Source organism: Arthrobacter sp. 9AX (genome assembly GCF_902506095.1).
Classification (GTDB): Bacteria; Actinomycetota; Actinomycetes; order Actinomycetales; family Micrococcaceae; genus Arthrobacter.
Genome location: NZ_LR733293.1, coordinates 3,060,499 through 3,073,824, shown reverse-complemented (window position 1 = coordinate 3,073,824; position 13,326 = coordinate 3,060,499). Strand labels below are relative to the sequence as shown.

At 67.2% G+C, this 13,326-nt stretch carries 12 protein-coding genes; 5 read left to right on the top strand and 7 right to left on the bottom strand.

What is annotated here, in order from left to right; genetic code table 11:
• Positions 1–227 precede the first annotated feature (227 nt).
• The 3 genes from sigE to BACI348_RS14105 all read left to right on the top strand — a co-directional run bounded on the left by sigE (position 228) and on the right by BACI348_RS14105 (position 2,190).
• Positions 228–842 (top strand): RNA polymerase sigma factor SigE, encoded by a 615-nt coding sequence (gene sigE / locus BACI348_RS14115; protein WP_159826771.1) that lies wholly within the window; start codon positions 228–230, stop codon positions 840–842.
• A 7-nt stretch (positions 843–849) separates the two neighbouring features.
• Positions 850–1,713, top strand: coding sequence for an anti-sigma factor (locus tag BACI348_RS14110; RefSeq protein WP_236557568.1), 864 nt, complete (start codon positions 850–852; stop codon positions 1,711–1,713).
• A gap of 69 nt (positions 1,714–1,782) precedes the next feature.
• Positions 1,783–2,190 (top strand): twin-arginine translocase TatA/TatE family subunit, encoded by a 408-nt coding sequence (locus tag BACI348_RS14105; RefSeq protein ID WP_159826769.1) that lies wholly within the window; start codon positions 1,783–1,785, stop codon positions 2,188–2,190.
• Between the two features lie 32 nt (positions 2,191–2,222).
• Here the strand turns inward: BACI348_RS14105 and BACI348_RS14100 are convergent, their stop codons facing one another.
• The 3 genes from BACI348_RS14100 to BACI348_RS14090 are packed head-to-tail and all read right to left on the bottom strand — an operon-like array spanning position 2,223 to position 5,328.
• Complete coding sequence (locus BACI348_RS14100; RefSeq protein ID WP_442858501.1) at positions 2,223–3,362, bottom strand: Mrp/NBP35 family ATP-binding protein; 1,140 nt, start codon at positions 3,360–3,362, stop codon at positions 2,223–2,225.
• Positions 3,363–4,061, bottom strand: a complete 699-nt coding sequence (locus tag BACI348_RS14095) for a DUF1003 domain-containing protein (RefSeq protein WP_159826767.1) — start codon at positions 4,059–4,061, stop codon at positions 3,363–3,365.
• Positions 4,045–5,328 (bottom strand): magnesium transporter MgtE N-terminal domain-containing protein, encoded by a 1,284-nt coding sequence (locus BACI348_RS14090; protein WP_159826765.1) that lies wholly within the window; start codon positions 5,326–5,328, stop codon positions 4,045–4,047. The genes BACI348_RS14095 and BACI348_RS14090 overlap by 17 nt, the downstream gene beginning before the upstream one ends.
• Before the next feature lie 77 nt (positions 5,329–5,405).
• Here BACI348_RS14090 and BACI348_RS14085 point away from each other — a divergent pair, with 77 nt between their 5' ends.
• A complete protein-coding gene (locus BACI348_RS14085) occupies positions 5,406–6,314 on the top strand; it encodes a YflT domain-containing protein (protein WP_159826754.1) in 909 nt (302 codons plus the stop codon).
• Positions 6,315–6,386: 72 nt separating this feature from the next.
• Here the strand turns inward: BACI348_RS14085 and BACI348_RS14080 are convergent, their stop codons facing one another.
• On the bottom strand, positions 6,387–7,967 hold the full coding sequence (locus BACI348_RS14080; RefSeq protein ID WP_159826752.1) for an aminopeptidase P family protein: 1,581 nt from the start codon (positions 7,965–7,967) through the stop codon (positions 6,387–6,389).
• A 78-nt stretch (positions 7,968–8,045) separates the two neighbouring features.
• On the opposite strand from BACI348_RS14080, the gene BACI348_RS14075 reads away from it, so the two are divergent.
• A complete protein-coding gene (locus BACI348_RS14075; RefSeq protein WP_159826750.1) occupies positions 8,046–8,894 on the top strand; it encodes a PHP domain-containing protein in 849 nt (282 codons plus the stop codon).
• An 18-nt stretch (positions 8,895–8,912) separates the two neighbouring features.
• Here BACI348_RS14075 and BACI348_RS14070 read toward each other — a convergent pair whose 3' ends face one another.
• The 3 genes from BACI348_RS14070 to BACI348_RS14060 form a co-directional block, all read right to left on the bottom strand.
• On the bottom strand, positions 8,913–9,785 hold the full coding sequence (locus BACI348_RS14070; RefSeq protein ID WP_159826748.1) for a DNA-methyltransferase: 873 nt from the start codon (positions 9,783–9,785) through the stop codon (positions 8,913–8,915).
• A gap of 8 nt (positions 9,786–9,793) precedes the next feature.
• Positions 9,794–11,473 carry a DEAD/DEAH box helicase gene (locus BACI348_RS14065; RefSeq protein WP_159826746.1) on the bottom strand — a complete coding sequence of 560 codons (1,680 nt, stop codon included), beginning with the start codon at positions 11,471–11,473 and terminating at the stop codon, positions 9,794–9,796.
• 290 nt (positions 11,474–11,763) lie between these two features.
• Positions 11,764–13,260: an RNB domain-containing ribonuclease gene (locus tag BACI348_RS14060; RefSeq protein ID WP_159826744.1), complete on the bottom strand. Its 1,497-nt coding sequence runs from the start codon at positions 13,258–13,260 to the stop codon at positions 11,764–11,766.
• Between the last annotated feature and the right edge of the window lie 66 nt (positions 13,261–13,326).

Below are 13,326 nucleotides of genomic sequence, written 5' to 3'. Positions count from 1 at the left end.
ATTTTCGCTTTCTGGGCGGAAGGGGGAGTGTCTTCTACAGCCTACTGTGTCAGGTGCCGGCAACAGGGAAGGCGGGCTGTTGCGCCTACGGCTGAAGTTTTCCCGCAGTCAGGAAATTCCCAGCCAAGTTTGAAATGATTATTATCCGCTCATCCATCGGATGGTCGGCGCCGAATCAGAGATGTCAACAGTATCCGGGCGTTAGCATTCCACGAGGGGAGTGGACGATGTCATCACCAGTTGTGGCACCTGTCCCTGCAGCACATAATCCCGAGACCGAGTGGGTCCGCCCCACTTGGGAAGAAGTGGTGACCAACCACTCCGCGAAGGTGTACCGGCTCGCCTACCGCCTGACCGGAAACAAGTTCGACGCCGAAGACCTCACCCAGGAGGTCTTCGTCCGCGTCTTCCGTTCGCTGGAAAACTTCAAGCCCGGAACGCTGGACGGGTGGCTGCACCGCATCACCACCAACCTCTTCCTGGACCAGGCCCGCCGGAAAACACGTATCCGTTTCGATGCCCTTGCCGAGGATGCCGAGTCGAGGATCCCCGGACGCGAGCCCGGACCGGAACAGAGCTTCGAGCTGAACAACCTCGACCTCGACGTCCAGGCCGCCCTGGAGGAACTGCCGCCGGACTTCCGCGCCGCAGTGGTCCTGTGCGATCTCGAAGGCTTGTCCTACGACGAGGTGGCAGCAGCCCTGGACGTCAAGCTCGGCACGGTGCGTTCACGCATCCACCGCGGCCGCACCATGCTCCGCGAGAAGCTGGCCCACCGCGACCCGCGTCCGCAGCAGTCCCGGCCCAAGCTGTCCCTGCCGCGCATTGCCGGCATCCTCTGAACGGCGCATGAGGCCCCGGATTCCGCTCGGACGCAGGCACCAGCGCACCGCCAGCCACATCCAGTCGTGCCATGAATGCGCAGCTGCCGTGCGCCGGGAGCGCCAGTACCTGGAGCGCCTGCGGGACGCCCCCATTCCGCCCGCCAGCGATGACCTGACCGCCCGGCTCCTGGCCAGGACGCAGGAGCTCGCGGCGCGGCCGGCGCGTCCCGGTCCCCACCGGCAGGCGCCCCGCACGGCAGTCCGAATTCTGGCGATGTCGGCCGGCGGCACCGTGGCGGCAGCCGGTGTCCTCGCCGCCGGGGCCTTTGCCGTTGCCGGCGACCCCGCCCGGGCCGGCGGTACCGCAGCTGCGGCCACCCTTGCCCACGTTTCCTCGCAGACTCCGGCCGACGGCAGGGCACTCAGCGCCGAACGGCTGTCCGCGCTGCGCTCCGAAGGCTGGCTGTGCCCGGAACTGGAGGAAATGGGTTTCCGCCTTGAGTCGGCACGGGCTTTGGTGCTCGACGGCGGGCCCGCCGTCGAGCTGAAGCTCTCCGACGGAACGCACTACGCCACCCTCACGGAACGCCATACGTCGGCTGGGGCACAAGACCAGGCCATCGCCTCTGTCGGGGAGCGGCTGCAGGTCCTCGGCTCCGCACCCTGGGCTGCAACGTACCGTGCGGCTGGCCGGACTTTCACTTACGAGTCCAACCTGCCCGCGGACCAGGCCGACGACGCCGTCCCCATCCTGCAGCAGCTCAGCGACTACGCAGCGGAAGGTGTTTCCGCCGACGCCGCGGACGGGACCACCCCGCAGGGCGGGGAACCGGTGACAACCCGGCTGCAGCGCGGACTGAACAAGATCGTGGCCCTTTTTATCCAGTAGTGCAGACAGTTTCCGCCGCCCATGGACGGGAATCGTCACTGGCAGCCCGGAGAGGGTAATCTTCCTAAAGTGTTTGGAATCAACGGCCCGGAGTTCTTTCTTCTGCTGATCATTGGCGTCCTCGTGATCGGACCCCAGCGGCTGCCCGAATACACCCAGAAACTGGCCAACCTGGTGAAGGAAGTCCGCCGGATGGCCTCCGGCGCGCGCGAGCAGATCAAGGAAGAAGTGGGGATCGACATCGACGATGTCGACTGGAAGAAGTACGACCCCCGCCAGTACGATCCCCGGCGCATCATCAAGGAAGCCCTTCTCGACGACGATCCCAAGCCTGTCAGCGCGGGCGCGCCTGCCGCCGTTGCGGCTGTCGCCGGCGCCGCAGCCGCCGGGACCGACGCAGCACCCGTACGGCCGGAGCGTGTTATCCAGTCCCTTCCGGCCGGCGAAGCCGCACCGTTCGATACAGAAGCCACGTAGGCGCACCCGCCAACCCCGCCAGGCGCGGCGGCTCAGCGCGGCTGGAGGCCCAGCTTCATTCCTGCCAGGCCGCGCGGCTTCGCCGCCAGCCGGCCGGCAATCCCCGATAATGCGTCAGCAGCAGGTGTTCCCGCCTGGCCCAGGACGATCGGCGTCCCCGCATCGCCGCCCTCGCGCAGCTTGATGTCCAGCGGAATCTGTCCGAGCAGCGGAACCTCCTCGCCCACCGTCACGGTCAGCCTCTCAGCAAGCACCGCCCCACCGCCGCTGCCAAACAAATCCATCCTGCCGCCGTCGGGCATTTCCAGGTAGGACATGTTCTCGATGACGCCGGCCACCTTCTGCCCGGTCTGCGTGGCGATGGCGCCGGCCCGTTCGGCGACGTCCGCCGCCGCGGCCTGGGGCGTGGTGACCACCAGGATCTCGGCCTTCGGCAGCAACTGGGCCACGGAAATGGCGATGTCACCGGTGCCGGGCGGCAGGTCCAGGAAGAGGGCATCCAGATCGCCGAAGTACACATCAGTCAGGAACTGTTCCAGCGCCCGGTGGAGCATGGGCCCGCGCCAGGCCACCGGCTGGTTCCCGCTGACGAACATCCCGATGGAGATCACCTTCACGCCGTAGGCCACCGGCGGAAGGATCATGTCGTCCACCCGGGTGGGCGCCTGCGTGATCCCCATCAGGGCGGGCACGGAGAAGCCGTAAACGTCCGCATCCACGATTCCCACGCGCAGCCCCTGCGCGGCCAGGGCGCAGGCCAGATTGACGGTCACGGAGGACTTGCCCACGCCGCCCTTGCCGCTGGCCACGGCGTAAACCCTGGTGAGGGAGTCGGGCTGGTTGAAGGGGATGCCCCGCTGGCCTCCGGCGCCGCGGAGCAGCTCCTTGAGGGCGTCGCGCTGTTCCTGGGTCATCACCTTCAGTTCAACGTCGACGGCGGTCACTCCGGGCACTGCCAGCAGCGCCTTGGTGGCGTCGGCCGTGATGGTGTCCCGCAGCGGGCAGCCGGCGATGGTGAGCAGGACCGCAACGGTGACCCTGCCATCGTCGGAAGTTCGCACCGACTCCACCATGCCCAGTTCGGTGATGGGGCGGCGGAGTTCGGGATCGATGACAGTGGCCAAAGCGGCATTGGCCGCCTCGGACAGGGGGCCGGCAATGGGTGCGCTCACTTAACGTTCCTGGGTTGAATGGCCCGGTTTGACCCGGGGAATCTGCTGCGTGCGCGGGTTCCGCTGCCGGTCACGCTGCTCCTTGAGTTTTTCCCGCACTTTGTCGCGTGGGGACTCGTGCTGCCCCTGCCCGGCCGGCTCGTGGGTCCGGAGTTCCTCCTGGGCTTCGAGCATGTCCTCGAGCAGCGAACGCAGCTCGGCGCGCACGTAGTCGCGTGTCGCCACCTCCCGCAGTGCGATGCGCAGCGAGGCCAGCTCCCGGGTCAGGTACTCGGTATCGGACAGGTTACGTTCGGCGCGCTGGCGGTCCTGCTGCAGCGAAACCCGGTCACGGTCGTCCTGGCGGTTCTGCGCCAGCAGCAGCAGCGGCGCGGCATAGGACGCCTGGAGGGACAGCATGAGGGTCAGCAGCGTAAACCCAAGGTCGCGGGAATCGAACTGCCAGTCCAGCGGCGCCCACGTATTCCAGGCCAGCCAGATGACAACGAACACCGTCATGTACACCAGGAACTGCGGCGTACCCATGAACCGGGCAAAGCCCTCAGTGGCGTGGCCGAAGGCGTCCGGGTCCGGGGAGAACTTGGGCAGGATCCGTTGGCGGCCGCTCAGCGGGGTATCCAGGCTCCCCGCGGGCCCCGGCTTGGAGGCGGGGCGCTGGCCGGGGTTCTTCGGAATGCTGTTGTCAGCCAATGCGGCCACCGAGCCTTCTTATCGGGGCTTCGCCGTCGTGTGCGCGCCAGTCATCGGGCAACAGATGATCTAAAACGTCATCGACAGTCACCGCCCCCACAAGCCGGCCGGCGTCATTAACTACCGGAAGCGAGTTCAGGTTGTAGGTAGCCAGGGTCCGGGCCACTTCGCTGATGTGGGCCTGGTCGGACAACGGCTCCAGGTTCTTGTCCACCAGGTTGCCGAGCGACTCGAAGGGCGGAAACCGGAGGAGCTGCTGGATGTGGACCACGCCCAGGAACCTGCCGGTGGGCGTCTCCAGCGGCGGCCGGGCGATGAAAATGGAGGAGGCCAATGCGGGGGAGAGTTCCTCGCGCCGGACGTGCGCCAGGGCTTCGGCAACGGTTGCCTCGGGTGGCAGGATCACAGGCACCGGGGTCATCAGGCCGCCGGCGGTGTCTTCGTCGTATTCCAGCAGGCGCCGGACGTCCTCCGCGCCCTCCGGCTCCATCAGCTGGAGCAGCTCTTCGGCCTGCGCGGAGGGGAGCTCGCCGAGGAGGTCCGCAGCGTCGTCGGGGTCCATCTCCTCCAGAACGTCGGCGGCGCGCTGGACATCAAGGGCGGAGAGGATCTCCACCTGGTCATCCTCCGGAAGTTCCTGCAGGACATCGGCCAACCGTTCGTCCTGGAGCTCGCTGGCCACCTCGAATCGGCGTTTGTCGCTCATTTCCTGCAGTGCTTCGGCGAAGTCAGCGGGCTTGAGGTCCTCGTGGTTTGCCACGAACTGGGTGGCGGCCTGGGGCTCGGTGCGTGCACCCTGCAGGGCGTCGGCCCAGTCGATGATCAAGGTCTCGTTGCGGCGCAGCCGGCTCAGCGGGGACAGGGAATGGCCGCGCCGGACAAAAAGCTTGCTGACGAACCAGTCGCGGGAGCGGCTCTGGTCCATGGCGATGTCCTCGATGGTGGCGTCGCCGCTGCCGTCCCGCAGGGTAACGCGGCGGTCGAACATCTCGGCGACCACCAGCGTCTCGGCGCCGCGCTGTTCGAAGCGGCGCAGGTTGACCAGGCCGGTACAGATGATCTGCGTCTGGTCGATGGAGGTAATCCTCGTCATGGGCACAAAGACGCGCTTTTTCCCGGGAACTTCCACCACGATGCCTACCACGTGCGGGGCTCCCTGGGTTCCCCGGGACAGCACAACAACATCGCGCAGCCGGCCCAGCCGGTCGCCCAGCGGGTCGAAGACGTCGAGGCCCAGCAGGCGCGCCACGAAGACGCGGGTAGGTGTTGTGCTCACTCCTACAGGCTACCGAGTCTGCTCTCTTTTAGCTGAATTTACAGGCAGCACCCATACTGATGGGCAAGAATGGGACTATGGCAAACATATTTGGTGCTCCCAAGGCAGGTGGCCCCAACGGCATGGACGAAGCCAGGGCCGTTCCCACCGGCGACACCGTCGGCTCCTACACTTCCTACCTTGACGCCCAGAAGGCGGTGGACTACCTCGCGGACCAGCAGTTCCCCGTGCAGATGGTATCCATCGTGGGCAACGAACTGAAGATGGTGGAGCGGGTTACCGGGCGTCTGAGCTATCCCCGCGTTGCCCTGTCCGGTGCGCTGAGCGGCATGTGGTTCGGCCTGTTCGTCGGCGTGATGCTTTCCTTCTTTGCACCGTCGCCGGGGTATTTCTCCATCCTGACGTCCGTGCTGATGGGTGCCGCATTCTTTATGCTCTTTGGCATCGTCACCTACGCCATGCAGCGCGGAAAGCGCGACTTCACTTCCACCAGCCAGGTGGTGGCCACCAACTACGACGTCATCGTCGCCCCCGAGGCCGCGCACGAGGCCCGCAGGCTCCTGCAGCAGCTGCCCATGACCCGCTCCGATGCTGCCGCGGGTGGCGGTCCCTACACGCAGCGGGACTTCCATAACCAGCCCTACCAGCAGCCCGGCCAGGGCCCGGCCCGCCCGTCCGGCTGGACCGACCCCTACGGGCAGGCTCCCGGTTCGCCCGTGCAGGATAACCCGGCGTATGGGGCGCCCGCCGAGCAGCAGCCCGACGCCGGCGCGCAGCCGGCTTCCCCGGCCCCGTCCCGGGCAGTGCGGTACCCGGACCTGCCCGACGGCCGGCCCCAGTACGGGGTCCGGCTCCCGGAGAATGGTCCGGACGCGAGTGCCCAGGCGGCCCCGCACCACGCTCCCGTCCAGGCTTCCGAAGGCCAGCGCCCGGCCGACGATCGCCCCGCCGATGAGCAGCGCCCCTCAGGCGAGCCGCGGCAGTAGCAGTTCCGCCAACGCAAAAAGCGGGGCCACCGGATGATCTCCGGTGGCCCCGCTTTTGCGTTGCGCGGTTCCTTAGCGGGTCCCCTCGGCTTCACGGTAGATGCCGGCCATCCAGTTCTCCACGTCCTCCGCCTTGCGGGGCAGGGCGGCGCTGAGGTTGACGGGCCCCTCGGCGGTCATCAGGATGTCGTCCTCGATCCGCACGCCGATGCCGCGGTACTCGGCCGGGATCGCGAGGTCCTCTTCCTTGAAGTACAGGCCGGGTTCAATGGTGAACACCATGCCCTCGGTGAGGATGCCGTCCAGGTAGAGCTCCCGCTTGGCCTGCGCGCAGTCGTGGACATCCAGGCCCAGGTGGTGGCTGGTGCCGTGCGGCATCCACCGGCGGTGCTGCTGGCCCTCCGGGCTGATGGCCTCCTCCACGCTGACCGGCAGGAGGCCCCACTCGGCGAGCCGTTCGGCCAGCACTGTGGTGGCGGCGGTGTGGATGTCGCGGAATTTGGTGCCGGGCTGCGCCGCGGCGAACCCGGCATCTGCCGCGTCCAGGACGGCCTCATACACTTTGCGCTGGACGTCGCTGAATACACCGGTGGCGGGCAGGGTCCGTGTGATGTCGGCGGTGTACAGGGAGTCGGCCTCCACCCCGGCGTCCACCAGCAGCAGCTCGCCGGCGTTGATCCTGCCGGTGTTGCGGGTCCAGTGCAGGATCGTGGCGTTGTTGCCTGCGGCCGCGATGGTGTCGTAGCCCAGTTCGTTCCCCACTTCGCGGGCGCGGGCGAAGAAGGCACCCTCCACCACGCGTTCGCCGCGGGCATGCGTCAGGGCGCGGGGGAGCGCCTTCACCACTTCTTCGAACCCTTCCACGGTGGCGGCGACGGCGAGCTGCATCTGCTCCACCTCCCACTCATCCTTGAGCAGCCGCAGTTCGGAGAGGGCTTCGCTGAGCTTTTCGTCCAGTGCATCGAGGACACCGAGGTCCAGGTTGTCCGGATCCTTGGCGGTGTTGTAGCGGGCCGTGTCCACCAGGGCGTCGATGTTCTCGTCCACCTTGCGCACCAGGCGGATGGAGATGCCGCCGATCTCGGGGGCCCCCACGTTCTTGGTGATGGCGGTTTCGAGCTGGTCGATGTGGGCGGTGGCCAGGCCCAGCCGGGCCTCGAACCCGGCCAGCGTGGGGCGTGCCCCGATCCAGAACTCGCCGGACCTTGAATCGGCGTAGAACTGTTCGGTATCGCGCCCGGCCAGGGGCCGGAAGTACAGCGTGGCGCGGTGGTTCCCGCCGTCGTCGCCTTTTCCTTCTTCCACCGGCTCCAGGATCAGGACGGCGTCCGGCTCATGGTCCAGGCCCAGCCCGGTGAGGTGGGCGAAGCCCGAGTGGGGGCGGAAGCGGTAGTCGCAGTCGTTGGACCGGACCTTCAGGGGGCCGGCGGGGATGACCAGGCGTTCGCCTTTGAACTGGCCGGAGATGGCTTTGCGCCGGGTCGCGGCGTAGCTGGCCACGGCGTCGCGCGCCGGGAGTTCCTGGTTGGACGGCGCCCAGTTACTGGCCATGAAGGCCTTGAACGCGTCGGAACTGGGCCGCTGGGAGCGGTTGTTGACGCGCTCGTCCAGGGGCTGGGAAGCAGAATCGGGGGTGTTATCGGCATCGTTCACGGCACCATCGTCTCACCAGCATGAAGGCTTGGGCGAATACCCGCATGAAGGAAGCCCGGGGTCAACTAGGCTGGACAGGTGAGGATTGACCTGCATGCGCACTCGAACGTTTCCGACGGCACGGAAAAACCGGCCGACGTGATGGCCTCGGCGGCGCGTGCCGGGCTTGATGTGGTGGCGCTGACCGACCATGACTCCACGGCGGGCTGGGCGGAGGCGTCCGTTGCTGCCAGGGAGTACGGCGTTGCCCTGGTGCCGGGCATGGAGGTTTCGTGCCGGACGGAACAGGGGATCAGTGTGCACCTCCTGAGCTACCTGCACGATCCTGAACACCCCGGATTGCTCGAGGAAATCACCAAGGCCAAGGACGCCCGCCTCACCCGGGCGGAGCGGATGGTCACCCTGCTGGCCGAGGACTACCCGCTCACTTGGGACGACGTCATCCACCATGTGGCTCCCGGCGCCACCCTGGGCCGCCCGCACATCGCCGACGCCCTGGTGGCCGCCGGCGTGGTGGAGGACCGTTCCGAGGCGTTTGCGTCCATCCTCACCTCCCGGTCCCGCTACTTCATCCAGCATTACGCGCCGGACCCGGCCATCGCCGTCGAACTTGTCCGTGCGGCAGGCGGCGTCCCCGTATTCGCCCACCCGGTGGCCTCGGCGCGCGGACGGATCGTGGGGGAGCGCGTGTACCAGGAAATGATCGACGCGGGACTGGCCGGCCTGGAAATCAACCACCGCGACAATCCGGAAGAGGGCCGCGGGTTCCTGCGCAGGCTCGCCGCGAAGCACGACCTCCTGATCACCGGGTCCTCGGACTACCACGGAACCGGGAAACCCAACCTGCTCGGCGAGAACCTCACCACCCCGGAGGTCCTGGCCCGCATCGAGGAGCTGGGGACCGGGACGGCCGTCGTCCGCGCCTGAGCCGTTCAGCCCAACTACCTACGTGGCTGGGAAGGACGTGAACTCGGCGTGCGCACCCAGGCGCTTGGCCATGATGTCGATGGCGGGCTGGTTCTGGTCCACGCACACAAACTTCCGGCCAAGCTTGGCGGAGACAGCCCCCAGGGTCCCGGAACCGGCAAAGAAGTCCAGGCACCAGTCGCCGGGCCGGCTTGAAGCTGCCACCACGCGGCGCACCAGGCCTTCGGGTTTCTGCGTGGGGTAGCCGGTTTTTTCCTTGCCCGTAGGGGAGACGATGGTGTGCCACCAGACGTCGGTGGGCAGCTTGCCGAGTTCGCGTTTGGCGGGGGTGACCAGGCCGGGTGCCATGTAGGGTTCCCGGTCCACCTCGGCGCTGTCGAAGTGGTACTTCGCCGGGTTTTTCACATACACCAGGATGTTATCGTGCTTGGTGGGCCAGCGGTTCTTGGCCCGGGCCCCGTAGTCGTAGGCCCAGATGATCTCGTTCAGGAAGCACTCGCGGCCGAAGATCGCATCCAGCATCACCTTGGCGTAGTGCACTTCGCGGTAGTCGAGGTGCAGGTACAGTGTGCCGTCCTCGGCCAGCAGGCGCCAGGCTTCCACGAGCCGCGGTTCAAGGAAGGACCAGTAGTCGCTGAAAGCATCGTCGTAGCGGTGCAGTGCGCCCTTGATGGTGTCGTAGGACCGCCCCTTGAACCCCACCCGGTCGCCGGTGCCCTCAGCATTGGCCACCATGGTGGTCTGCTGCCGTTGCTGGGGCCGGCCGGTGTTGAACGGCGGATCCACGTAAATCAGTGTGAAGGCGCCGTCCGGCAGCGAGGGGAGGAACTCCGCGTTGTCCGCGTGAACCACCAGGCTGCTGCCGTCCGGCGCCCAGACAGTGTCAGTCATGAAGGGGGTTAGGCCTCGGCGCTGCCGGGCTGTGTCCCTGTGTCGCTGCCGGCCACTACCTCGCCGTTGCGGCGGCGGGTGCGTGTCCGCGGGCGGCGGGTACGCGAGGGCTGTTCGGTCTCGGCGGCTGCAGGAGCCTCAGCGGCTGCCGGGGCGGCAGCTGCGTCGGACGTACGACGGCGGCGCTCACCTGAGCGGGCAGCGTCACCGCTGCGTCCGGCGTCGCGGTTGCCGCTCCGGCTTTCGCGGCCACGGCCCTCACGCTCGCGTGAGCGGCCGGTGTCACGTGCGCCGCGGCTGTTCTTCTTGCCGGTTTCGCCCAGGTCCTCCAGCACTTCGGCGTCAACCCCGGCCAGGGTGCGCTTGTCGCGCGGCAGGCGTCCCTTGGTGCCTTCGGGGATGTCCAGGTCCGTGTAGAGGTGCGGCGAGGACGAGTAGGTTTCCACCGGCTCCGGCACGCTCAGGCCCAGGGCCTTGTTGATCAGGCCCCAGCGCGGCATGTCGTCCCAGTCCACGAAGGTGACGGCAGTGCCCTTGTTGCCGGCGCGTCCGGTGCGGCCCACCCGGTGCAGGTAGATCTTCTCGTCTTCAACGCACTGGTAGTTGATGACGTGGGTGACGTCCTCAACGTCGATGCCGCGGGCAGCCACGTCCGTTGCCACCAGGACGTCCACCTTGTTGTTGCGGAAAGCCCGGAGCGCCTGCTCGCGGGCGCCCTGGCCGAGGTCGCCGTGGATGGCGGCGGCTGCGAAACCGCGGTCCACCAGTTCCTCGGCCACCTTTGCAGCGGTGCGCTTGGTCTTGGTGAAGATGATGGTGCGCCCGCGGCCCTTGGCCTGCAGGATGCGGGCCACCACTTCGGTCTTGTCCATGCTGTGCGCCCGGTAGATCAGCTGGCGGATGTCGCGTTTGGTCAGGCCCTCATCCTCCGGATCCGCGGCGCGGATGTGGGTGGGTTGCGTCATGTAGCGGCGGGCCATGGCGATGACCGGGCCGGGCATGGTGGCGGAGAACAGCAGGGTCTGGCGCACGGCGGGGGTGGCCGCGATCAGGGTCTCGACGTCCGGCAGGAAGCCGAGGTCCAGCATTTCGTCCGCTTCGTCCAGGATGACGATCTTAACGTTCTTCAGGCTCAGGTGCTTCTGCTTGTAGAGGTCGATCAGGCGGCCGGGGGTGCCTACCACAACCTCCACACCGTTCTTCAGGGCTTCCACCTGGGGCTCGTATGCACGGCCGCCGTAAATGGTTGCGATCCGGGCGTTCCGCTTGCGCGACGCCGTCTGGAGGTCGTTGGCCACCTGCACCGCGAGTTCACGCGTGGGGACGATGACCAGGGCCTGCGGGGCGCCGGGGACCGCAAGTTTTTCGTAGCCGGGATCGTCCTGGCCCACCACGCGCTGCAGGGCCGGGATGCCGAAACCGAGGGTCTTGCCGGTACCGGTCTTGGCCTGGCCGATGATGTCGTGGCCGGACAGGGCCACCGGAAGGGTCATGGCCTGGATGGGGAAGGGGTGCGTGATCCCGGCGTCGGCCAGGGACTCCACGATGTCGGCGCGCACGTTGTAGTCCGCAAAGGACTTCTCCGCGATCTCGTGCGGCTTCTCGTCCGAGATGATGGTTTCTTCGGGCTCGATGGTTTCGATGCCGGAGTCGTCGGTCAGAAGCTGGTGGGTATGCAATTCACTCACTGGGGAGTTTCCTTATTCATTTGGGCAATGGGCGCTGCCTGCTCAACGGGCCTGCCATAAGGCTGTTCCGGAGCACGCTCGGGCGCACAAGCAATTCCAGTGGAAGCCGATCGCGGGCTATCTAAATGCTGGCACTGGTGACCAGCGGGTAAATCTCAAGATCGCGTAGGGGCGGGCTTGTTGGTTTCAAATCAAGGAAATCAACGACCGGGCATCCATTTCTACCTCTTCAGTCTAGCCGCAGGGAGCCGAAATCCCGGCTTTGGCCCCTCAACGGAGCCAAGCCCCTGCTACTGCACCAGCTCGAAATGGACTTCCCTGGTGGCGATGTCGGAGGAGACCAGGCGCACCAGGACCTTGGTTCCGGACTCCAGTTCGCCGGCGCAGCGGGCCGTCACGGCAGGGTCCGCGATCTGGATGATGCCCGACCCGCCGTTGCCATTGCCGTTCCCGTTCTTCCCGTTTCCGTTGCCGTTCTTTCCGTTGTCCTTTTGGGGTCTTGATCCGGAGATCACGATCGCCTCGAACTCCTGGCCAACATGGTTGACCAGCAGCGCAGCCTCCACCGTGTCCAGGGCCATGCGCTCCATCCGCGACGCCAGCTGGTCGGACCCGGCCATGATCTCCGGCAGCGACGGCAGGGCCTCCCGTGCCCAGGCCGGCACCTGGCCGCCGTTGCTCAACGCCTCGCAGATCACCAGGACAAAGCGGTCCACCAGGCGGCGCAGTGGGGCAGTGGTGTGCGCGTAGGCGGCCCCGATGGCTGACTGGACGGCGTCCTCCGGCACGGAGCTGTCAAAGGCCGTATAGGCCGCGCCGCGGAAGAGCGTGCCGGCCGAATGCAGGATGGCCAGTTGCCGTGGATCCGTAGGGTCCAGGCTCCGCAGGTATTCGCCATAGCTGACGGCGCCGTCGTCCCAGGGCTTGCCCAGGGCCTCGGTCTGCAGCCGGAAATGGTTCAGGGAGCGCTCGTCCGGGGAAGGCATGGTGCGCAGGATGCCCACCTTTCCCGCGAGCATAAGCCGGGCCGCCGCCATGCCGGTCATCAGGGAGATCTGCGCGTTCCAGTCCTCCACCGGAAGCTGGGGAGCCGCGGCGATCCGGTAGCCGCCGTCGGGAAGCTGGACGATCTCCTGCTCGGGCATGTTCAGGCTGGCGCCGCCACGGGCCCGCTCCAGCTCCACCCGCTTAAGGCCCACCTCCTTCAGGAGGCGCAGCACCGGCCTGGCAGTGCCGGCGTCGAGTTCCGCCTGCGCTCCCTTGTAGCTGAGCTTTGCACGGCTGCGCATCCGCGCCCGCCGCACAGCGACGGACGTGACCTCTGCGGCGCTGTCCAGGCGGAAATCCCAGACGAACGCCGAGCAGACCTGGTCCGGCAGCAGGCTGCCGGCCTGTTCACTGATGACTTCCGGGTGCAGCGGGATCCGCCCGTCCGGAGCGTAGAAGGTCTGCCCGCGGCGGCGTGTTTCCGCGTCCAGGGGGCCGCCGGGAGTAACGAACGCAGGCACGTCGGCGATGGCGTAGAGCACGTGGTATCCGTCGCCGTCCGGCTCTATGAACAGGGCCTGGTCCAGATCCGTGGAGGATGCCGGGTCAATGGTGATGAACTCGACGGCGGTCAGGTCGTAGCCGGGAAGCTCCAAGGATTCCACGGCTGCCTTCGCGTCCGCTACGGCGTCGTCGGGGTAGGTGCCGGGCAGCTCCAGCTCGGTCCGCAGCGCACTGAGCGCCGCCTCAAGCGCGTTGTTGTGCTCGTGGACGTTGGGAGCCAGCCGATGGTGTGACACGAAAATCAGCCTAGCCCGAATTCCGGCGGGAATGCAGGCACCGGGGCCGGGAGCGGCGCAGCATGC